16 protein-coding genes are annotated in these 21,067 nt (G+C 64.4%); 9 read left to right on the forward strand and 7 right to left on the reverse strand.

What is annotated here, in order from left to right; translation table 11 throughout:
- Positions 1–56 precede the first annotated feature (56 nt).
- Positions 57–1,283, forward strand: coding sequence for an acetylornithine transaminase (locus FFY45_RS01800; RefSeq protein WP_176339138.1), 1,227 nt, complete (start codon positions 57–59; stop codon positions 1,281–1,283).
- A gap of 108 nt (positions 1,284–1,391) precedes the next feature.
- On the opposite strand, the gene FFY45_RS01805 is transcribed toward FFY45_RS01800, so the two are convergent.
- Positions 1,392–2,009, reverse strand: a complete 618-nt coding sequence (locus FFY45_RS01805) for an HAD-IA family hydrolase (protein WP_176339139.1) — start codon at positions 2,007–2,009, stop codon at positions 1,392–1,394.
- 284 nt (positions 2,010–2,293) lie between these two features.
- On the opposite strand from FFY45_RS01805, the gene FFY45_RS01810 reads away from it, so the two are divergent.
- The 6 genes from FFY45_RS01810 (at position 2,294) to azu (ending at position 9,018) form a co-directional block, all read left to right on the forward strand.
- Positions 2,294–4,588: a TonB-dependent receptor gene (locus FFY45_RS01810; RefSeq protein ID WP_176339141.1), complete on the forward strand. Its 2,295-nt coding sequence runs from the start codon at positions 2,294–2,296 to the stop codon at positions 4,586–4,588.
- An 87-nt stretch (positions 4,589–4,675) separates the two neighbouring features.
- On the forward strand, positions 4,676–6,283 hold the full coding sequence (locus FFY45_RS01815) for a flavin monoamine oxidase family protein (protein WP_176339143.1): 1,608 nt from the start codon (positions 4,676–4,678) through the stop codon (positions 6,281–6,283).
- Positions 6,280–6,705, forward strand: a complete 426-nt coding sequence (locus tag FFY45_RS01820; RefSeq protein ID WP_023904988.1) for a c-type cytochrome — start codon at positions 6,280–6,282, stop codon at positions 6,703–6,705. Before FFY45_RS01815 ends, FFY45_RS01820 begins: the two co-directional genes overlap by 4 nt.
- A gap of 35 nt (positions 6,706–6,740) precedes the next feature.
- Positions 6,741–7,244, forward strand: coding sequence for a RidA family protein (locus FFY45_RS01825; RefSeq protein WP_176339145.1), 504 nt, complete (start codon positions 6,741–6,743; stop codon positions 7,242–7,244).
- Positions 7,245–7,274: 30 nt separating this feature from the next.
- Positions 7,275–8,477 carry a pyridoxal phosphate-dependent aminotransferase gene (locus tag FFY45_RS01830; protein ID WP_176339146.1) on the forward strand — a complete coding sequence of 401 codons (1,203 nt, stop codon included), beginning with the start codon at positions 7,275–7,277 and terminating at the stop codon, positions 8,475–8,477.
- A 91-nt stretch (positions 8,478–8,568) separates the two neighbouring features.
- A complete protein-coding gene (gene azu / locus FFY45_RS01835; protein ID WP_074058195.1) occupies positions 8,569–9,018 on the forward strand; it encodes an azurin in 450 nt (149 codons plus the stop codon).
- Between the two features lie 84 nt (positions 9,019–9,102).
- Here azu and FFY45_RS01840 read toward each other — a convergent pair whose 3' ends face one another.
- On the reverse strand, positions 9,103–11,874 hold the full coding sequence (locus FFY45_RS01840; RefSeq protein WP_176339148.1) for a winged helix-turn-helix domain-containing protein: 2,772 nt from the start codon (positions 11,872–11,874) through the stop codon (positions 9,103–9,105).
- Positions 11,875–12,123: 249 nt separating this feature from the next.
- Entirely contained in the window at positions 12,124–13,413 is a 1,290-nt protein-coding gene (gene hemL, locus FFY45_RS01845) for a glutamate-1-semialdehyde 2,1-aminomutase (RefSeq protein WP_176339150.1), read from the reverse strand.
- Positions 13,414–13,720: 307 nt separating this feature from the next.
- Here hemL and FFY45_RS01850 point away from each other — a divergent pair, with 307 nt between their 5' ends.
- Positions 13,721–16,897 carry an outer membrane beta-barrel protein gene (locus FFY45_RS01850; protein ID WP_176339152.1) on the forward strand — a complete coding sequence of 1,059 codons (3,177 nt, stop codon included), beginning with the start codon at positions 13,721–13,723 and terminating at the stop codon, positions 16,895–16,897.
- Between the two features lie 987 nt (positions 16,898–17,884).
- Here the strand turns inward: FFY45_RS01850 and thiE are convergent.
- Entirely contained in the window at positions 17,885–18,508 is a 624-nt protein-coding gene (gene thiE / locus FFY45_RS01855; RefSeq protein WP_176339154.1) for a thiamine phosphate synthase, read from the reverse strand.
- Positions 18,509–18,531: 23 nt separating this feature from the next.
- Here thiE and FFY45_RS01860 point away from each other — a divergent pair, with 23 nt between their 5' ends.
- Positions 18,532–18,771: a rubredoxin gene (locus FFY45_RS01860; RefSeq protein ID WP_023904980.1), complete on the forward strand. Its 240-nt coding sequence runs from the start codon at positions 18,532–18,534 to the stop codon at positions 18,769–18,771.
- 98 nt (positions 18,772–18,869) lie between these two features.
- Here the strand turns inward: FFY45_RS01860 and FFY45_RS01865 are convergent, their stop codons facing one another.
- From FFY45_RS01865 to rpiA, 3 genes are all read right to left on the reverse strand, one after another.
- A complete protein-coding gene (locus FFY45_RS01865) occupies positions 18,870–19,751 on the reverse strand; it encodes a SirB1 family protein (protein WP_023904979.1) in 882 nt (293 codons plus the stop codon).
- 40 nt (positions 19,752–19,791) lie between these two features.
- Positions 19,792–20,241 carry a DUF192 domain-containing protein gene (locus tag FFY45_RS01870; RefSeq protein WP_176339156.1) on the reverse strand — a complete coding sequence of 150 codons (450 nt, stop codon included), beginning with the start codon at positions 20,239–20,241 and terminating at the stop codon, positions 19,792–19,794.
- Between the two features lie 164 nt (positions 20,242–20,405).
- The gene (gene rpiA / locus FFY45_RS01875; protein ID WP_176339158.1) at positions 20,406–21,053 is read right to left on the reverse strand and encodes a ribose-5-phosphate isomerase RpiA; all 648 of its coding nucleotides are present in this window, start codon (positions 21,051–21,053) and stop codon (positions 20,406–20,408) included.
- Positions 21,054–21,067: the final 14 nt, after the last annotated feature.

Consider the following 21,067-nt stretch of genomic DNA (forward strand, 5'->3'; position numbering starts at 1 on the left):
AGGCCGGCGAATGCGCGAGAATGCGGGTTCTCCCTCCGCTTCTGCGACCCACCATCATGAGCACCGCTGCCGATTCGCCCCTGTCCCTCGCGCATTACTACCTGCCGGTCTACCGCCCGCGCCAGGTGGTGCTGGAGCGTGGACAGGGCAGTCGCGTGTGGGACGACCAGGGCCGCGAATATGTGGATTTGTCCGCCGGCATCGCGGTCAGCGGGCTCGGCCATAACGATCCGGATCTGATGGCAGCGCTCACCGAGCAGGCCGGCAAGCTGTGGCACACCAGCAACGTGTTCTTCAGCGCACCGCCGCTGAAGCTGGCCGAGGAACTGGTCACTGCTTCGCGTTTCGCGCAGAAGGTTTTTCTCTGCAACTCGGGCACCGAGGCCAACGAGGCGGCGATCAAGCTGGTGCGCAAGTGGGCCAGCAATCAGGGCCGCCCGGCCGACAAGCGCGTCATCGTGACCTTCCGCGGCAGCTTCCATGGGCGCACCCTGGCCTCGGTCACTGCGACCGCACAGCCCAAGTATCAGGAAGGCTACGAGCCGCTGCCCGGCGGCTTTCGCTATGTGGATTTCAACGATGTGGCGGCACTGGAAACGGCCATGGCGGCCGGCGATGTCGCTGCGGTGATGCTGGAGCCGATTCAGGGCGAGGGCGGAGTGATGCCGGCTGAGCCGGGCTTTCTGAGCCGCGTGCGCGCGCTGTGCGATCAGCACGATGCACTGCTGGTGCTGGACGAGATCCAGTGCGGCATGGGCCGTACCGGCACGCTGTTTGCGCACTGGCAGGAGCAGGTCACCCCGGACATCGTGACGCTGGCCAAGGCGCTGGGTGGCGGCTTCCCGATCGGTGCGATGCTGGCCGGCCCCAAGGTGGCCGAGACCATGCAGTTCGGCGCGCATGGCACCACCTTCGGCGGCAATCCGTTGGCCGCGGCGGTGGCGCGTGTGGCGCTGCGCAAGTTGGCATCGCCGCAGATCGCCGAGAACGTGGCGCGGCAGTCGGCTGCGTTGCGTTCCGGTCTGGACGCGCTCAACGACGAGTTCGGCGTGTTTGCGCAAATCCGCGGGCGCGGCTTGATGCTGGGCGCAGTGCTGGCCCCGGCGCATGCCGGGCAGGCCGGGGCGATCCTGGATTTTGCAGCCAAGCATGGCTTGCTGTTGTTGCAGGCGGGGCCGGATGTGTTGCGCTTCGTGCCGGCCCTCAATCTGACCGATGCCGAGCTGGCTGATGGTTTGGAACGTCTGCGCCTGGCGATTGCCGAGTACGTCGCGCAGCAGTGATGCAGAGCTGCGCTTTCTGCGCCATCGTGGCCGGCACCGCGCCGGCCAAGATGACGGAGGAAGATCCGCCGGCGATTCCCGATTCCCCAATCTCGAATCCCGGCTCTCCTACGCCACCCCATACCGCTTCAACACCCGCCGCAAGGCGCGCCCATCGCGCACCGTATCCGCGTGCAGGCCGGCTGCACGCGCGCCACGCACGTTGACGAACAGGTCGTCGACAAACAAGGTGCGCGCGGCAGTGGCGTCCAGCTGTGCAAGCGCGCGCTGATACACCTGCACGTCGGGCTTGCGGCCGCCGAGTGCGCCGCTGCACAGCACGCGGCCCTGCAATAACGGAAACAGCGCAGGCACGATCCGCTCGATTGCCTCCACCATCAACGGCCCATTGTTGGTGAGTACCGCCACGGCCGTCGTCTCCGATACCGCCAGCACCTGCGCTACCACCGAGGGGTCCGCGCGGCATGCCGCCACGCGTGCGTCGATCCAGGTGGCGCGATCGATTACGCCGGCCAGCCCCTCGCTCAACTGCGCCAGGTAGTCCTGCGTGTCGATCGCGCCGGCATCGTAGGCACGCTCCAGGCCTTGCTCGAACAACACCTGCTGCACCCGTTGCGGCGTGCAGGCAGCTGCTGCAGCAAGTGCAGCCACGCGGCGCGGCCGCGAGTAGCTGGCCAATACGCCATCGAAATCGAGCAGTAACAGAGAGGGTGCTGCAAGCGGCATGCGCGGACTCGTGATGCGGCTGCGCAGCGTTGTCGATCTGCGACGTCATGGCAAGCATGCGAGAGCTGGTATGACCGGATGCATGCAGGTGGGTGGGGACATTACGTATTCAGATCGTTGAATTCGGCAGCAACCTACCCACCCGCGCCGCCCCTACCCTCCGCGCGGCACTTGCGGCGGAACTGCGCTGGTTATGGTCGATGCATGCCGCATTTGCGGTGTCAGCCGGTCTGGGGGAGCGGCCCGGTCACTCAGCACGCCACACGCATCCAGGGGTCGATTGCATGCCTAAGCGCTTCAAAACCGATCAGCTGGCGGTCTCGGTCGCCGCCATTCTCACCACCGCCACGCGTCGCCACACGCTTGCCTCGATGACCTTGTTGCTGGCCGGCGCACACAGCCTGCCCGCACTGGCACAGGAAGCGCGCACGCTCGATGCGGTCAGCGTGGTGGGCACCGGTTCCACACGCACGACCGCGTCGATCTCGGTGGCCGAAATCCAGGCCCAGGTGCCCGGCGTGGCGCCGCAGCAGTTACTGGCGAGCCTGCCCGGGGTGAATGTGCAGACCACCGATCCGTTCGGGCTGTACGAGTTCGGCGACTCGATGACCATCCGCGGCTTCTCTGCCAACCAGATCGGCGTGACCCTGGACGGCATCCCGATCGAAACCTTCGACACCCGCGAAGGCGGGCCGATCACCCGTTACGTGTCCAGCGAGAACCTGCTCGACGTCACCGTGTCGGCAGGTTCCGGCGATGTCACCCAGCCCTCGTATCACGCACTCGGCGGTGCGATCCGCTACACCAGCCTGCCGCCGAAGGGGGGAGATAGCTGGAGCGGTAATCTCACCCAGACCATCGGCTCGGACGATCTGGTGCGCAGCTTCGTGCGCCTGGATACGCCGGATTGGTGGGAAGGCGGCCCCAGCGCGTACCTCTCCGCATCGCGCACGCAGGGCGGGGTGTGGGACATGGAACCGGCCACGCAAAAAAGCGACCACTTCGAAGCCAAGATCCGCCAGGCCTGGGATGCGGGCAGCCTGACGCTGGGCTGGATCTACAACAACCGCAAGGACTACGACGTGCAGTCGTACAACTCCGACGGCTCGGTGGCGTGGGATCTGCACGAACGCATCACCGGTAATCCGGAAGTGGATGCAGAGCACTACAGCGAATGGCAGAACGGTCGACGCGATTCGTTGCTCAGCCTGCACGGCGATTTCCTGTTCAACGATGCGATCGGCTTCACCTTCACCGGCTACTACGAAAACAAGCATGGTTACGGCGTCGGCGGCACCCCGCCAAGCACCGCCACCGGTTTATACAACGATGCCATCGCCGGCACGCCGGGGCGTACCGATATCGCCATCAACGACCCCCAGATTGTCGATGCCAACGGCAATGTCACCAACGTCGGTGCGATGACCCGGCGCGAAGAAATCATGGGCGGCGATCGTTATGGTGTGACCACCGCAGTGTCGTGGGAGACCGAGCACAACAAGCTCGAAGTCGGCGCCTGGTACGAGAATTACGACTTCGATCAGGTGCGCCCGCTGTACAACCTGGACCCGGCCACTGGCGCGTTGCTGAAGGGCTCGCTGCCGATCGTCATCTACTACGACAACCACTTCTCCACCGAGGTGAAGCAGCTCTACATCAAGGACACGCTGCGTCTGCTCGATGACCGGCTCACGATGGAATTCGGCGCCAAGGGCCTGGATGTCAAGCGCGATTACAATGGCATCGCCAATCTGGACGATTTCAATGTCGGTGTGCGGCGCGATGTCACTATCAAGAACAGCGACTGGTTCCAGCCGCAGGTCGGCGCCAGCTTCCAGCTCGCCGAAGGCGTGCAACTGTTCGCCAACTACGCAGAAAACTTCAGCTCCGCCCCGCGGCTGGCGTTGACCTCCGGTGCGTTCAATCCGGATATCGCGCCCGAAGAATCCACCAACATCGATATCGGCATCCGCGCCGAATCCAGCCAGTGGAGCGGCTATATCGCCGCTTACAAGATCGATTACGAAAACCGCATCATCGCGCTGACCGATCCGGATCCATTGGTGGTGGCACCCACCGTCTACGCCAATGTCGGCGACGTGCAGACCTATGGTGCGGAAGTGTCCGGCATGTGGAAGCCGGCGCCGGGCTGGCGGCTGGGCGCCTCGTTGACCTGGAACAAATCCGAATTCCAGGACAACTATTTCGGCCCGGTCAGCGGCAATCTGGTGCAGGTGGAAGGCAACGAAGTGCCGGACTCGCCCAAGGTGATGTTCAGCGTCAACGGCGGTTGGGAAGGCGAACATTTCTTCGTCAACCTCGATACCAAATACACCGGCAAGCGCTACGGCGACACGCTCAACACCGATCAGGTGGATGCCACCTTCATCGTCAACGGCAGCGTGGGTTATCAGGGCGAGGATGCAGGGTTTCTTGCCGGTGGGCGACTGCAGTTGTCGGTCTACAACCTGTTCGACAAGGACGATGCGATCGGTGCGGTGTTCCCGAACGAAAGCTCCGGCTCGTATCAGTTGATCGCACCACGCCAGTTGTTCGCCAGCCTGGCCTACAAGTTCTGAGCCAGTGATGCGGCCGGCGTCGCTGCCGGCCGCGCCATTGGTTTTGTCGGTCGTACTCGATCCATGACATGCAAGGACTACGCGTTGATGCAAGGCAACCACTCTGGGGCGATGACGCGGCGGCAATTGCTGGCGCGCATCGGCATGACCGCTGGCGGCGCAATGATGTATCAGGCGATGAGCAGCCTGGGCATGGCAGCCGAATCAAATTTCAAAGGGCCGCTGCAACTGGATGGCGACCCGAAGGGCGCCTCGGTGCTGATTTTGGGTGCTGGGCTGGCCGGCATGGCGGCGGCCTTCGAACTGCGCAAGGCCGGGTATCGCGTGCAGTTGCTGGAATACAACGACCGCCCCGGCGGCCGCAATTGGACGCTGCGTGGCGGCGACCGTTACACCGAACTGGGAGGGGCAACGCAACACTGCCAGTTCGACCAGGGGCTGTATCTCAATCCCGGGCCGTGGCGCATTCCGCATCACCACAAGGCGGTGCTGAGTTACTGCAAGCAATTCGGCGTGGCGCTGGAAGCCTTTAATCAAGTCAATTACAACGCGCTGCTGCATAGCGAAAAGGGCTTCGGCGGCAAACCGCAGCGCTTTCGCGCCATCGATGCCGATTACAAAGGCCACGTGTCCGAGTTGTTGGCCAAGTGCACGCAGCAGCAGGCCCTGGACAAGAGCGTGAGCCGCGAAGACCAGGAAGTGTTGCTGGAGTCCTTGCGCACCTGGGGCGCGCTGGATCACAAGTTCGGCTACGTCAAAGGCAAGGACAGCAGCGAGCGCCGCGGCTTTGCGCGTTATCCCGGCGGCGGTCTGTCCGGCAAGCCGGAATTCTCCGATCCTTTCAGCGTGCAGGATGTGTTGCGCTCGCGGCTGTGGACCACGCTGGCGGCCGGCAACAACTACGAAATGCAGACCACCATGTTCCAGCCGGTGGGCGGCATGGACCAGATCGGCAAGGCGTTCGCGGGCCAGCTCGGCGATGCCATCACCTACAACGCCAAGGTCACCAAGATCGATCAGGACGGCAGCGGCGTACGCGTGTCCTGGCAGGATGCCGCGCACGGTGGTGAAGAACGCATCGCCAGTGCCGATTGGTGCATCTGCACGATTCCGTTATCGGTGCTCAGCCGTATTCCGGTCACCGCCAGCGACGCAATGACCACCGCGATCGGCCAGGTGCCGTATGCGGCATCGGTGAAAGTGGGCCTGCAATTCAAGCGCCGCTTCTGGGAAGAGGACGAAGCCATTTACGGCGGCATCAGCTACACCGATCTGCCGATCACCTTGATCAGCTATCCCAGCACCAACTATCACAGCCCCGGCAAGGGCGTGTTGCTCGGTGCGTATGTGTGGGGATTGGATGCCTACCAGTTCACCTCGATGACCCCGGAGCAGCGCGTGCGCAAGGCGGTCGAATACGGCACGCAATTGCATCCGCAATATCCACGCGAATTCGAAAACGGCATTTCGGTCGGCTGGCACCGCGTGCCGTTTACGCATGGCTGTTTCGGCATGTGGACCGAGCAGGCACGTGCGGAACACTACACGCCGTTGTGCCATATCGACGGGCGCCTGGCGCTGGCCGGTGAGCACGTGTCCTATATTCCGGCCTGGCAGGAAGGCGCGATTCTGTCTGCGCACGATGTCGTGGGCCGTCTGCATCGCAAAGTGCTGGCCGGAGGAGGGCGCGCATGAGCCTGTTGTCACGCTTGGCCGCTGCCACGTTCGCCGTTGCGATGGCTGCATTGCTGCTGCCACCGGGCGCGTACAACGCGCAGGCGCAGAGTTCCGATGCCACGCAGTTGTTTCCGCAACAAGGGTTTGCCAAGGCATCCGGCCAGGATGTCTATCAGGCGATCTGCCAGGGCTGCCATATGCCGGCCGGGCGCGGCGCACAAGGCGCGGGCGAATACCCCGCGCTTGCAGGCAATCCCAAGCTCGCCGCCGGCCCCTACGTCACCATGATGGTGCTCGACGGCCACGCCGGCATGCCGGGTTTCGGCGAGATGCTCAACGACCGCCAGGTGGCCGAAGTGGTGAGCTATGTGCGCACCCACTTCGGCAACGATCACGCCGAGGTCGTCACCGCCGACGACGTCAAATTGCTGCGCCACTGATTTTCCCTTTGTCTCTACTCATGCAAGGAGTTGCCATGTTCCGTCCAGTGACCGCCGTTCTCACCGCCGCCATGCTGTGGTCCGCAGGTCTCACCACCGCGCATGCTGCAGAGGTGATCCGCCACAAGATTCCCAATAGCGATTTCCCCATCGCTGCCGCGGTGGAAATTCCCGCCGGCAAGGCCACCGTCTACGTCAGCGGCAAGGTGCCGGCCGTGGTGGACACCAGCGCACCGAAAGACTCGGCTGCTGCGTATGGCGACACCAAGGCGCAGACGGTCAGCGTGTTGAATCAGATCAAGCAGCAACTCGCAGCGCTGGGCTTGGGCATGGGCGATGTGGTGAAGATGCAGGTGTTTCTGGTCGGCGACCCGGCGATGGGCGGCAAGATGGATTTCAACGGTTTCATGGAAGGCTACCGTCAGTTCTTCGGCACCAAGGAGCAGCCCAATCTGCCGGCGCGCTCTGCATTCCAGATCGCCGCGCTGGGCAATCCGCTGTATCGGGTGGAAATCGAAGTGGTCGCCGTTCGTCCTTGAATCCGCATTGCCATATTGTTGGAGGTTGTGATGAAAACTGCTCTTTCGCGCCGCACGTTTCTCCGTGACTCCGCGCTGTTTGCCGGCGCTGCCGGCGCGAGTGCGCTGCCGCTGTTGGCCAGCGCCGCCGAACGCTCCGCCGCCATCGTGCCGACACCGGCGAGCGCGTTGTCGCCGGTGATGATCGGCTCCAATGAATTCCCGGATGGCCCATCGGCGGCAGCGGTCAAGGCCATCGCACAGATCGCACCGCAAGGTGGGCGCTACCTGCGCGATGTGCAGATGGAACTGATGAATACCCTGGCCGCCGAGCTCAAGCTGCCGGTCAATCACCTGATGGCCTACGCCGGTTCCACCGAGCCGCTGGACTACACGATGCTGGCGTTCACCTCGCCCAGCGCCGCGCTCGTCACCGCAGATCCCACCTATGAATCCGGTTGGCGCGCCGCCACCCGCAATGGCGCCAAATTGATCAAGGTGCCGTTGCGCAAGGACTTCTCGCACGACGTGCAGGCGATGTGCGCCGCCGACGCCAGCCCGGGCGTGATCTACATCTGCAATCCCAACAACCCCACCGGCTCGGTGACTGCGCGCAAGGATCTGGATTACGCACTGGCGCACAAGCCCAAGGGGAGCGTGCTGGTGGTGGACGAGGCCTACATCCACTTTGCGCACAGCACCAGCAGCGTGGTCGACATGGTTGCCGCAGGCGAGGACGTGGTGGTGTTGCGCACCTTCTCCAAACTTTACGGCATGGCCGGCATTCGCCTGGGCTATGCAGCTGCACGCCCGGACCTGCTGGCCAAGCTGATGTTCTACAGCGTCAACAGCCTGCCGGTGACTGCCGCTGCTGCAGGCCTGGCCAGCCTGCGTGATCCGGCATTGGTGCCGCAGCGCCGCGCACGCACGGCGGCCACGCGCAAGGATGTGATGGCGTTTCTCGCCAAGCAGGGCTACGCCTGCACCGCATCGGAGAGCAACTGCTTCATGGTCGATGTGAAGCGCCCGGCTGCCGGCTTCAAGGACGACATGGCCACCCATGGCGTGTTCATCGGCCGCAGCTGGCCGGTGTGGCCGACCTGGTCGCGGATCACGATTGGCACCGAAGCGGAGATGGCACGCTTCAAGCAGGCGTTCGTGCAGGTGATGGCCGGCAAGCGCGGCCCATTGCCGCTGACGGAAGCCACCGCCGATGTGCAGGATCCGATGGATGCTTTTTTCCGATACGCATGAGGCGTTACTCTGGTCACACCGGCGCATGCGAACGCGTTGGGGTGACCAGGCGCGCTGGGCGTCGCGCATCTTTTATCGCAGGAGTGTTCCTTTGAAGCTGTTTTCGACGATTGCGGTGCTTGGACTGGTGCTGCTGGCACCTTCGGCATGGGCGCGTACCTGCGCGGTGACCATCACCGGCAATGATCAGATGAAGTTCGACCAGAGCGCGATCAAGCTGGCGCCCGACTGCACGCAGGTGGACCTCACCCTCAAGCACTCCGGCAAGATGGCCGCCACGGTGATGGGCCACAACTGGGTGTTGACCAAGGCCGCCGATTTTCAAGCCGTCGCCAATGCTGGCGTACGCTCCAGCATCGCCGACAGCTATCTACCCAAAGCCGACCCCCGCGTGATCGCGCATACCAAGGTCATCGGCGGCGGCGACAGCACCACGGTGAGCTTTGCGACCAGCAAGTTGAGCAAGGGCGGCGACTACACCTTTTTCTGCTCATTTCCGGGTCATTGGGCAATGATGAAAGGCACGCTGAGTTTTGGCTGATGGGGTCTGCGACATCGCCTGACAGGCGATGTCGCAACGCATGCACATGCGCGTCAAGCGCAGGCCGTGATACGCGCACTCGGATCAGTTCGGCGCCGCATCCGGGCCGGCATGCGGATCCACCGCCCGCAATAATCCGCGTTGCAACGCCTGCGCCAGGGCGCTTTCGCGACTACGCGCGTCGAGCTTGCGATAGAGATTCTTCAAATGAAACTTGACGGTGTTTTCCGACAGGTGCAAACAGCGTGCGATCTGTTTGTTGGAATAACCACGCGCCAGTTGTGCCAGCACCTCCAGTTCGCGTTCGCTGAAAATATCGCCGGCCGGGTCTTCGTCGCCACTGAGGCGTTCGAGCAAGGCTTGAATGGTGAGCGCACGCGTGGTGCCGCCCACGGTATGCGGGTCGTGTTGGCGGAGCGAGCGCAGCATCGCCTTGGCCGGCAGGCCGAGTTCGACGATCGCCTGCCAGCTTTGCGTCAGCGCCACATGATCCAGCGCGCTGTACAGATGCGGCAGGGCGGCGACCAGTTCGCCGCGCTGCTGCAGCACCAGGGCGATGCGCGCACGGGTGCGGGCGAGGTGGCACAGGTTGTCGTTGGCCAGGCAGGCGTGTTCGATCTGGCCCAGGATGGTCAGCGCCGCGCTGCTGCGCCCTGCCAGGCGATGCCAGCGTGCCAGCGCAAAGCCCATCGCCGCGCGGTCGCGCCAACGGTGCGCCGAGCGCAGGGTATGCGCCAATCCGGATTCACCGCCGGTACGCGCGATCAGGACGTCGATGGCGGCATTGCCTGGATGTTCCAGCAACAGCATCAGGCGCCAGGCTGCGGCCAGTTCCGATAGCCGCATCAGCTTGCGCCCATGCGCGATCTGTTCAATGTGCTCGAGCAGCGCCAAGGCACTGCGCCCGCTGTGATCGCGCACGCGCTCCAATCCCAGTGCGGTGTCGTAAGCGGCGGCCAGCACGTCCATGCCGCCGTCGTGTTGCTCCAGCAATTCCAGCGCCGGATGCAGCAGATCGGCTGCATCGTCGTGATGCCCGCGTTCGTAATGCAGTTGCGCCAGCAGACAGTTGGCGGCTGCTTCCAGCACGCGATCTAGTTGCGGCGTGCGGGCGCAGCCGCTCAGTGCCTGTTGGTAACAGGCTTCGGCGTCGCTGAGGCGACCGCGATAGAAAAAACTCTGGCCCAACGACAACAGCGCCTGGCTCGCACCCAGTTCGCTGCCGCCACGCTGCATCGCATCGCGTGCGTTCAAGGCATAGCGTTCGGCTAGTACAAAGGCGCCTTGCGCAATGGCGGTGGTGGCACAGATGCACAGCAGCATGCCGCGTCCGAGATGGTCGTCTTCGTCCAGCGCGGAGGCTTGTGCGGCGATCTGGGTCAGGCCATGCGGATTGCCGCAGATTTCATCGAGGCGATCGCGCAGTGCCGCCACCACCACGGTGTAATCGCGCTGCAAGGGCTCACGTAGTGCAGCGGGAAAGTCGCGGAAACGTTCCAGCAACAACCGCGCGTGGCTGAATTCGCCAAGCTTCGCATGCAGATGCGCTTGAGTGAGATTCAGCGCCGGGGTGTCGCGGATGGTGCGGTGTTCGAAGTGACGCAGCAGCGCGCGCACTGCATGCGTGCCGTGGGTCAGCAGCAATTGCCAGGTGCCGGCGCGCGCGATGTAGCTGGCCGCCAGGTCGCCGCAATCGCCGCGCGATGCGTGCCGCACCGCTTCGGCCAGATACTGATGATCGCCGAACCAGCGCGCGGCACGTTGATGCAGTTGCATGGCCTGGCCAGGATGCTCGCGATCGAGCAGCTGCTGCAAAAAGTCGGCGAACAACGGGTGATAGCGAAACCACTCGCGCTCGCCATCCATGGGCACCAGCAGGCCGTGGAAATGTTCCAGCCGCGCCAGCAGCCGGCCGCTGTCGTCGCGCTGGCGCACCGCATCGGCCAGCGCGGCGTTGACGCGCTCCAGCACACTGGTCCGCAACAACAGATCGCGCGTGTCGGCATCCAGATCGTTGACCACCTGCTCGGCCAGGTACGCGGCGATCTGCGCGCTGCGCCCGGAGAAACGCGCGGCCACTTCCTGCTGACGTTGCGCGCCGCCTTCCAGCCACAGCCGCGCCAGATGCAGCGCCACCGGCCAGCCTTCGGTGTAACGCAGCAATTCTTCCACGACCGGCGCGGGAACCTGCGGCCCCAGCAATGCCTGCGCTTCGCGCTCGTCCATCGCCAGTTGCGCGCTGCCCACGCGGCTGAGCAGCGCCTGCAGATCCAGACGCGCCAATGGCAGCGCCGGTATGCGTCGGGTAGCCAGCAACAGGTGCAGACGTCCGCCGCTGTGTTCGACCAGGCGCAACACCAGCTCGTCGACGATGCCGCTGCCGAGCCGGTCGTAGTCGTCGAGAATCACGCTGATGCGCCGTGGTGCGGCGCGCAGCGCGCGGATCAGCACCGTCACCGCCTCGCGCGGGTCCTGATCGCGGTTATGCAGCACCGCTGCGCACAGTGCCTGATCCGCCCCTGCGCTCTGCAGCGCCAAGGCCAGATGGCCGAGGAAGCGCGCGGGGTCGGCGTCTTCTTCATCCAGCGACAGCCACGCCACAGCGGCGTGATCGCGCGCGCACAGCTGCACATGCCACTGCGTCAGCAGGGTGGTCTTGCCAAACCCTGGCGGTGCCAGCAACAGCGTGAGCGGGCGGGCGTGCGCCTGATCCAGCGCAGCCAGCAACGCGCCACGCACCACCGCACCAGGGCGCGACAGCGGCGGCTCCAGCTTGCTGGCAAGCAGCCAATCGGGAAGAACGGAATCGCGCGACGGTGACGGGCGCGGAGTAAGCAACGCAACAGGCTTGAGCATGAGGCGAGGGCGGCCGTGGCAAGCGTCGGCAGCGCGCCGACTCGACGCACTGCAGATCGTGATGAAACAGCGGCTACGCACCAGGCGTCACCGTGACCGGCGACGACGACACATCCGCTGCTTCGAGGGTCCCCACCCATGCCCGTCCGTGGACACCTTTCAGAAAGGTATGACAGCCACAAGACAAAAGCAAAGTTTGCGGTGGCCACTGCGCAAATCGAATCCCGCAGCGACCCGCATGAATGCGCCTCAGCTCGCGACTTCCGCAAATGCCTCACGCGCCGCTGCAAGCGTGGCTTCGATCACCGCAGCGTCGTGCGCGCTGGACATGAAGCCGGCTTCGTACGCCGATGGCGCCAGATACACGCCCCGCTGCAGCATCGCGTGGAAGAAGCGATTGAAGGTGGTGATATCGCAGGCGGTGGCTTGCGCGTAGCTCTCCACGATTTCGTCGGTGAAAAACAGCCCGAACATGCCGCCGACCTGATTGGTGGTGACCGCGATGCCGGCCGCGTGGGCGGCATCTTCCAGGCCTTCGCACAGCGCGCTGGTCTGCGCGCTCAGGCGCGCGTGGAAGCCGGGCTCCTGCACCAGCTCCAGCATCGCCAGGCCCGCCGCCATCGCCACCGGATTGCCCGACAAGGTGCCGGCCTGGTAGATCGGGCCGGAGGGTGCGATCTGCTCCATCAAGTCGCGCCGGCCGCCGTATGCGCCCACCGGCATGCCGCCGCCAATGATCTTGCCGAAGGTGCTCAGGTCCGGGGTCACCCCGTAATGCGCCTGCGCGCCACCGAGCGCCACGCGGAATCCGGTCATCACTTCGTCGAAGATCAGCAGCGCGCCGTGCCGCGTGCACAGCGTGCGCAGGTGCTGCAGATAACCGGCCTGCGGCGGAATGCAGTTGGCGTTGCCCACCACCGGTTCGATGATCACCGCCGCCACATCGGCGCCGATGTCGTCGAACAGCGCCGTGGCGCCTTCGAAGTCGTTGAAGGTGAGGGTGGCGGTCAGCTCGCTCAGGCCGGGCGGCACGCCGGGCGAGGTCGGCACGCCCAGAGTGAGCATGCCGCTGCCGGCCTTGACCAGAAACGAGTCGCCGTGGCCGTGGTAACAGCCTTCGAACTTGACGATGCGATTGCGCCCGGTGGCGCCGCGCGCCAGTCGCACCGCCGATAGCGTGGCTTCGGTGCCGGAATTGACCATGCGCACCATTTCGCAGGAGGGCACCAGCCGATTGATCGTCTCGGCCATGGTCACTTCGGCCGCACACGGCGCACCGAACGACAGCCCATCGCGGATCGCACGCTCCACCGCCTCGCGCACCGCCGGGTGATTGTGGCCGGCGATCATCGGCCCCCACGAGCCCACGTAGTCGATGTAGCGGTTGTCGTCCACGTCATACAGATACGGGCCATCGGCGCGCGCCACGAAGAACGGCTCGCCGCCCACCGACTTGAACGCCCGCACCGGGGAGTTGACGCCGCCGGGCAGCAGGGTCTGCGCCTGGGCGAACAGGGCGTGGGAGCGGGAGTGGTTCATGCGCGTGGATCCTTGAGTGATGCCGATGGGGCGGCGCTGCCCGACCACGGGCAGCGCACGCGCCATTGTCAGGCTTGCGCCCCCTATCCGCCTACCCACCGTGTGCCTGCCTACCCGTCGGAGCAGGCGGGTAGGGCAACGCAGCTGCCTATGATCGAACGGGACGGTATCGATGGTTTGGGGCATGAGCTGATGGCGGGTGGTCATTGGCACTTCGATCCGGATGTTCAGAAAGTGTGATTCCGGTAGCCACTGGCGCCGTTCATTTTTGTCGCGTTGCCGACAGTTCCAGACTTGGGGAGAAAGCATGAACCGTAGTATCCAGAAGCGTGTCTTGGCGTTGGCGCTGGTCGTGGCGATGGGGAGCGTCCACGCGCAGTCCACCAGTGGCAGCATCGTCGGCAGCGTGGGGCAGAGCAGCGGCACCAGCGTGCTGGTGGAAAACAACAGCGGTTTCACCCGCGAGGTGCCGGTAGATGCGCGCGGCCGTTACACCGCCGGCAATCTGCCGCTGGGTACCTACAAGGTCACGGTCAAGCGCGATGGCACAGCGGTGGAAACCCGCGAAAACGTCGCGATCACCGTTGGCGCCAACACCGATGTGTCGTTCGCCGCCGCTGCGGGGAGCGGTATGCAGACGCTGGATAGCGTCACCGTTACCGCCGCAGGCCTGACCACCATCGACGTCAGCAGCGTGGACACGCGCACCGTGGTCACCGCCGAGCAGCTGCAGCAACTGCCGCTGGGCCGCACCGCCGAAGCCATCGCCTTGCTGGCGCCGGGCGTGGTGGTCAACAGCGGTGGCTTCGACAACGGCCCGCTCGGCGGTTCGCTGCCCAGCTTCGGCGGCTCGGCCGCCAGCGAAAACGCCTATTACCTCAATGGCTTCAACACCACCACCATCAGCAACAATCTTGGCGGTCTGACCCTGCCGTACGGCGCCATCGACCAGCAGGAAATCTTCACCGGCGGCTACGGCGCGCAATACGGCCGCGCCAACGGCGGCGTGATCAACCAGATCGGCAAGCGCGGCACCAATGAGTGGAAGTTCGGCGCAGCGGTCATCTGGGAGCCGAACGGCCTGCGCGCAAATCAGCGCGATATCTACTGGCGCCCGGATGCGCAGGCCAGCACCGTCAACAACGCCGCCTATCGCTATGCGCGCTCGGCCAACGGCCTGTACCAGCCGGCCAGCGAGGCCGAAGCCAACCAGACCACCTACAGCGCCTATGTCGGCGGGCCGATCATCCAGGACAAGCTATTCTTCTTCCTGGCGGCCGAGCAGGTGGATTCGGACGGCGTGCGCGTCGGCACCAATCGCGATACCGACAACGGCCGTACCGGTGGCCTCACCGATTACGACTACAAGCAGAAGCGCTGGTACGCCAAGGTGGACTGGAACATCACCGACAATCACCTGATCGAGGTGACCGGCGCCAGCGACGAGGCCGAAACCAACGGCTCCATCTATCGCTACAACTATGTCGATCGTACGCGCGGCAGCTATTTCACCGACGAATCCACCTGGAAAACCGGCCCGACTCTGTTCACCGGCAAGTACACCGGCTATCTCAACGACAACCTCACCGTGACCGCGCTGTACGGCAAGATGAGCACGCCCGACGAGCTGACGCCTTTCAACTACAACGCGGCGGGTGGCCCGGTCATCAACAGCGCCGCATTGCAGAATCCGGCCTATACCGGCGGCACACCGCGCATCGGCAGTCAGCTGGTCACCTCGGTCAGTTCGCCCGACCGCGAGTACAAAAAGGACAATCAGCGCTTGAATCTGGAATGGCGCATCGGCCACCACACGCTCAACTTCGGTATCGATAACCAGAAGTCCGAAGGCATCGATGTCGGCTCGGTGCTTTCCGGCCCCGGCTTTGCGTGGACCTATGGTCAGACCAACGATCCCAATGGCCTCCTGACGGGTGGACTGGTCAGCCAGTCTGCCAACGAAGCTGGCGGCATCGGTGCGCCGAGCCCGGGCCTGGTCGATCCGGTCAACGGATCGAGCGGCTATTACGCGGTGCGCAATATCAACACCAGCTTGTATTCGTACGAGGCCAAGCAACGCGCCTACTACATCGAAGACAAGTGGCAGGTCACCGATAATTTGCTGTTGAGCATCGGCCTGCGCAAGGACGAATTCACCAACTACACCCCGTCTGGCGATCCTTATATCGAAGTGGACAATGCCTGGGCGCCACGGTTGGGCTTCAGCTGGGACGTCAACGGCGATTCAAGCCTGAAGGTGTTCGGCAACATCGGCCGTTACTACCTGGGCCTACCGCTGTCGGCAGTGAGCCTGTTCACCCCGGCCACCACCACCGATACCTATTTCACCTACAGCGGCATCAATGCCGATGGCACGCCGATCGTGGCGCAGCAGCTGGGTTCGGCGGTGTCGGCCAACTCGCGCTTCGGTCGCATCGCCGATGTACGTACCGCGGTGGTCAAGGACATCGAAGGCGAGAACCAGGACGAGGTCATCCTTGGTTTCACCAAGCAGCTGGACACCGGCTGGGTGTTGGGCGTGCGCGGCACGCATCGTCGCCTTAATGCGGGTATCGATGATCAGAACTACGACGTCTCCAACACTGCGTTGATCGCTGCCGCCGCCGCGCAGGGCGTGACCATCGACTTCTCGCAGGTTGCCGGTGCATCGCTGATCAATCCCGGCCAGACCAACACCTGGGGCGTGATCGGCACCGATGGTCAGTTCCATGAAGTGGCGGTAAGCCGCGAGGCTGCGGGCTTCCCGAAGTTCAAGCGTAATTACTCGGCGGTGGAGTTCAACCTGGAGCGCCCGTTCGACGGCAAGTGGTATGCCAAGGTCAACTACGTCTGGTCGCATAGCTACGGCACCACCGAAGGTCAGGTGCGTTCGGATCTGTGGCGCACCGGCGGGGCACTGGGCAGCTATCAGGGCCAGGCCTCGGTCTCCACCACGCAGAGCTGGGACCACGCGGCGCTGATGGAACACTTCAACGGCGATCAATCCAACGATCACCGCCATCAGCTCAAGTTGTTCGGTTTCTACCAGTTCAATCCGCAATGGGGTGCGTCGGCCAACTTCAGCCTGATTTCGGGCGCGCCGCATAACTGCCTGGGCAACTACTACGGTGACAACTACCCCGGCACGGATCCGGCCGGCTACGGTGGCAGCGCGATCACCGGCGGGCCGTACCACTACTGCTACAACCCGGAAACCGGCACCGGCGTGGCATCGCCTCCGGGCTCGCAGGGGCGTCTGGGCTGGATCGCGCAGCTCGACATGGGGGTGACCTACAAGCCGGCATTCGCCGCCGGCAAGCTGGCACTACGCTTCGACGTGTTCAATATCACCAACGAGCAGACCGCGACCAACATCTATCCGTTCTCGCAGCTGCCCGACAACACCACCAACCCGCTGTGGGATCAGGTCGTCGCCTATCAGGCACCGCGCTCCGGCCGGGTGACGCTGAGCTACGACTTCTAATCGCGTTGGGCGACGGAGTCAAAACCGGCAGCGACGCGTGATGGCACGCGTCGCTGTTTTTTTTTAGCGATGGGGCTCTAACCAGCTTCAATCGTCTGAATAAGGCGCGCGACCCGCGCGACTTTTTACCGGGTCACGGCCAACGCTCTGATGCGGCGAGGGCAGCGCGCCCTCGGCCCACTGAGCTTTTGCCTGCATCTATCCGACGCGACGACTCGATCATTCGGTTGTCTTGAGTGGGTTGGACGATGCGGATAGATCAGGTGTAGAGCCGCTGATATGCGGGTTTGCTGCAGGGCCCTTGCCCGCCTACCATCGCGGGACACGCCGCAAGTACGTCCGTGTAGGCTCTTACGCGGCATCCATGCCGCGTAAGGTCCCGCGACGGTAGGCGGGCAAGGACCAGTCGAGATGGTCGGTGTGCATGTTTTCAAGCAACCAGCAAACTGTCTGGTGCGGTTTCCTCGCCGATTACGGGACCGTTGGCTGCAAAGATGCCGCCATTGAGCCCCCAGGGACGGGGTCACGGCGTGTCCCCCGAGGGGCGAGAGCAGCGCGCACTTGAGTTCTTTGCGTTTGCTGCAGGGTCCTTACCCGCCCACCATCGCGGGACACGCTGCAAGTACGTCCTTGTAAGCTCTTACGCGGCATCCATGCCGCGTAAGGTCCCGCGACGGTGGGCGGGCAAGGACCAGTCGAGTTGGTCGGTGCGCATGGCTTTTAACAAAGCAGCCAGGAAACTCTCTGGTGCGGTGTCCTCACCGATTGCGGGACCATGTGGCGGCATGGATGCCGCCACTGAGCCTCCACGGATGGATTTACGGCGTGTCCCGCGAGCGGTGAGGGCACCGCGCCCTCGACCAACCAAGCTTTTGACCTGAGCTTGCGACTGCATCAAACATTGCTACGACTCGAAATCTTGATGGTCTTGCATCCTGCGTCTTGGACAGCACGTGTCGCCGGCAACTCTGTCGTCTGCCAGCAGCGCTACTGCGCAAACCCGGCCCGATATGCCTGCACTGCTGCGACCGGATCCGGCGCGGCGTACACGCCACTAACCACCGCAATCAACTCGACGCCTGCTGATACCAACTCCGGCACCTGCGCAGCCGCGATGCCGCCGATCGCCACGCGTGGCACTCCCAGCGCAGCGGCTTGCTGCAACAGCGCAGGCGAGGCGCGACGTGTCGTCACTTTGGTCGTGGTCGGGAAGAACGCACCGAAGGCCACATAGCTCGCACCGGCCGCCACCGCCGCCTGCGCACGCGCGATCTCGTCGTAGCACGACACCCCGATGATGGCCTGCGCGCCCAACAGCGCGCGTGCCGCCGCCACCTCGCCATCGTCTTCGCCCAGGTGCACGCCCTGCGCGCCCACCTGCAACGCCAACTGCGCATCGTCGTTGATGATCAACGGCACACCGTGCGCGGCGCAGGCCTCGCGCAGCGCGCTGGCCTGTTCCAATCGCAGCGGCGCGGTGGCCTGCTTGTTGCGGTACTGCAGCCAGGTGACGGCAGGCAGCAGCGGTCGCGTACGCGCGAGCAGGCGCGCAGTGTCGGGCTCGTCTGGAGTGATCAGGTAGACGCCGCGGGCGTTGTGCAGGTCGGGCATGGCAGCGCTTCCGGAAGCGGTGGGTGGGATGGGACAATGCAGTCCCACCGTTGCGTGACCGCGATTATCCGATGAGCGAGACATCCACGACCACCTACCGCACCTGGATGTGCGTCGTCTGCGGGTTTCTCTACCACGAGGCCGACGGCATCCCCGAAGAAGGCATTGCCCCGGGCACCAGTTGGCAAGACGTCCCGGAGACCTGGACTTGCCCGGATTGCGGCGTGACCAAGGACGACTTCGAGATGATCGAGATCGGCTGAGGCGCTTTGCAGTGCAGTTGAGTGACTGCGTTTTTCGCGCCAGAACCTCGCCTGTGCCCGCTCGCGCGACGCCGACGCACGCGCAGCTGGCGGTGATTTCAGTGCGCGTGCGCGCGCTGACCGTTCAGCTCGACCAGATGCTCATGCAGATTGCCCGCATCCTGCGCACCGGGATTGAGCACCAGATAGCGCGACAGATCGTGGCGGGCGCCGTTGCGGTGGCCCAGATGCAGATAGGCCATGCCGCGGTCGCGCAGCGCTTCGGGCTGATCCGGCACCAGCTTCAGGATGCGGTCGGCACTACGGGCGGCGCGGTCCCAGTGCTCGGCATCGGCGTAGACACCGTGCAGATTGCGCAGGATACGGATCAGGATCGCGCGGTGCGGCGCCGGGTCGAGAATCTGCGCCAGGGCGCGGTCGTCGGGAACCTCGCCACCCAGATGCGGACGCGCACGCTCGCGCAACTCGTCCACACCCAGCGGGCGACCGCCGTTGAACGGGTCCATGACCAGCACACCGTCGTCCACCGGCAAACGCACCAAGAAATGCCCGGGAAACGACACCCCCGCCAGCGGAATGCCCAGCCGGCGCGCGACTTCGATCTGCACCATCGCCAGCGAGATCGGGTTGCCCAGGCGGCGCTCGAAGACCTGATTGAGGTAGCTGTTGCGCGGGTCGTAATACTCGTCGTGATTGCCCGAGTACCCCAGCTCGTCGAACAGATAGCGATTCACCGCGGCCATCTTCAGCGGCCACAGGTCGATCGCCTCTACTTCACGGCGCAGATGCTCCACGTGGCTCTGCACCAGCGTGTCGTACAGCTCGGCATCCAGCTGCGGATACTCGTCGCGCGCGATCAGCAGCGCGGTGGACATCAACGGCACCGCGTCGTCGTCCAGGCTGGCGAGCGCGGTCCAATGGGGAAGTGGGAGCATGTCGACCATGCTGCCAAGAGTGTCGGCAAGCGGCGCGTGGTTCAAGTCCGGTACTTCCTGACAGGAATGGCCTGTGGTGTGAGATTTACTTGAGCTTCGGGATGTCCGGGCTGAAGTTCAGCGTGGCGCCGTCCTGCAGATTGAGCTTGGCGGCTTGGCCGGCATTGAGCTCCAGCACGTAACGGGCGGGCTGCTTGCTGGGGTAGGGCGGGCAGGCATCGCCGGCCGAACACGGCGGCACGTCGCGTTGCTGCGACACCAGTCGGCGCTGGTTGTCGAAATACAGGATATCCAGCGCGATCTTGGTGTTCTTCATCCAGTACGCCAGCGGTTCCTGACGGTCGTGAATGAACAGCATGCCGTGATCGTCCGGCATTGCGTCGCGGAACATCAGGCCTTTTGCGCGATCGGCGTCGTTCTGCGCCAGTTCCACCTGGTAACGCGTGCCGGCCAGTTCCACCCACGTGCTGCCGGCACTGGCGCAGCCGCTCAGCAGGATCAGACAGGCGAGGGCGAGAAAGCGAACATGGCGCATGCGGCGTACCAACTGACGGGAATGGCGCACCATCTGCCAAGCGGCCGCGTGCGTCAAGCCGGCGTGGTGGGTTGGGCCGGTCATTGCGTGCAGTAGGTGGCCGGCCCGCAGTGGCTTCGCGCCGCAGGCCGGAAATGCGCGCGCGAACGCACGCAGGTCACCGCTTAGATCACGCGCGGCGGTTCGCCACCGACGATCACCACATCGGCCGGGCGACGCGCGAACAGGCCCACGCAGACCACGCCAGGAATCTGGTTCAAACTGCGCTCCAGCGCCACCGGGTCGGTGATCTGCAGGTTGTGCACGTCCAGCACCACATTGCCGTTGTCGGTGATCACGTTATCGCGCCACACCGGCTGGCCGCCGGTGAGCGCCAGGATCTGACGGGCCACCAAACTGCGCGCCATCGGAATCACTTCCACCGGCAGCGGGAAGGTGCCCAGCACCGGCACCTGCTTGCTCGGGTCGACGATGCAGATGAAGCGCTCGCTGGCCTCGGCGATGATCTTCTCGCGCGTCAACGCCGCGCCGCCGCCCTTGATCAGGCAGCGGTTCGGGTCGCACTCGTCGGCGCCGTCCACATACAGCGACAGGTTGCCGGTGTGATTGAGATCCAGCACCTCGATACCGTGGCGCTTGAGCTGCGCGCTGCTCTGCTCGGAGCTGGACACCGCACCCTTGATGCGATGGCCGATGCGGCCCAGTGCGTCGATGAAGTAGGCCACCGTCGAGCCGGTGCCCACGCCGACGATCATGCCGTCTTCCACGTAATCGATCGCTTTTTCGGCGGCCAGGCGTTTTGCTTCGGACATTTGAGGGCTCGGGA

Source organism: Xanthomonas hortorum (assembly GCF_011305375.1).
GTDB lineage: Bacteria > Pseudomonadota > Gammaproteobacteria > Xanthomonadales > Xanthomonadaceae > Xanthomonas > Xanthomonas hortorum_E.

Excerpts from the sequence above, each read along its gene's own strand:
- FFY45_RS01800 (WP_176339138.1), top strand. The coding sequence starts at position 57 with ATGAGCACCGCTGCCGATTCGCCCCTGTCCCTCGCGCATTACTACCTG.
- FFY45_RS01805 (WP_176339139.1), bottom strand. The coding sequence starts at position 2,009 with ATGCCGCTTGCAGCACCCTCTCTGTTACTGCTCGATTTCGATGGCGTA.
- FFY45_RS01810 (WP_176339141.1), top strand. The coding sequence starts at position 2,294 with ATGCCTAAGCGCTTCAAAACCGATCAGCTGGCGGTCTCGGTCGCCGCC.
- FFY45_RS01815 (WP_176339143.1), top strand. The coding sequence starts at position 4,676 with ATGCAAGGCAACCACTCTGGGGCGATGACGCGGCGGCAATTGCTGGCG.
- FFY45_RS01820 (WP_023904988.1), top strand. The coding sequence starts at position 6,280 with ATGAGCCTGTTGTCACGCTTGGCCGCTGCCACGTTCGCCGTTGCGATG.
- FFY45_RS01825 (WP_176339145.1), top strand. The coding sequence starts at position 6,741 with ATGTTCCGTCCAGTGACCGCCGTTCTCACCGCCGCCATGCTGTGGTCC.
- FFY45_RS01830 (WP_176339146.1), top strand. The coding sequence starts at position 7,275 with ATGAAAACTGCTCTTTCGCGCCGCACGTTTCTCCGTGACTCCGCGCTG.
- FFY45_RS01840 (WP_176339148.1), bottom strand. The coding sequence starts at position 11,874 with ATGCTCAAGCCTGTTGCGTTGCTTACTCCGCGCCCGTCACCGTCGCGC.
- hemL (WP_176339150.1), bottom strand. The coding sequence starts at position 13,413 with ATGAACCACTCCCGCTCCCACGCCCTGTTCGCCCAGGCGCAGACCCTG.
- FFY45_RS01850 (WP_176339152.1), top strand. The coding sequence starts at position 13,721 with ATGAACCGTAGTATCCAGAAGCGTGTCTTGGCGTTGGCGCTGGTCGTG.
- thiE (WP_176339154.1), bottom strand. The coding sequence starts at position 18,508 with ATGCCCGACCTGCACAACGCCCGCGGCGTCTACCTGATCACTCCAGAC.
- FFY45_RS01870 (WP_176339156.1), bottom strand. The coding sequence starts at position 20,241 with ATGCGCCATGTTCGCTTTCTCGCCCTCGCCTGTCTGATCCTGCTGAGC.
- rpiA (WP_176339158.1), bottom strand. The coding sequence starts at position 21,053 with ATGTCCGAAGCAAAACGCCTGGCCGCCGAAAAAGCGATCGATTACGTG.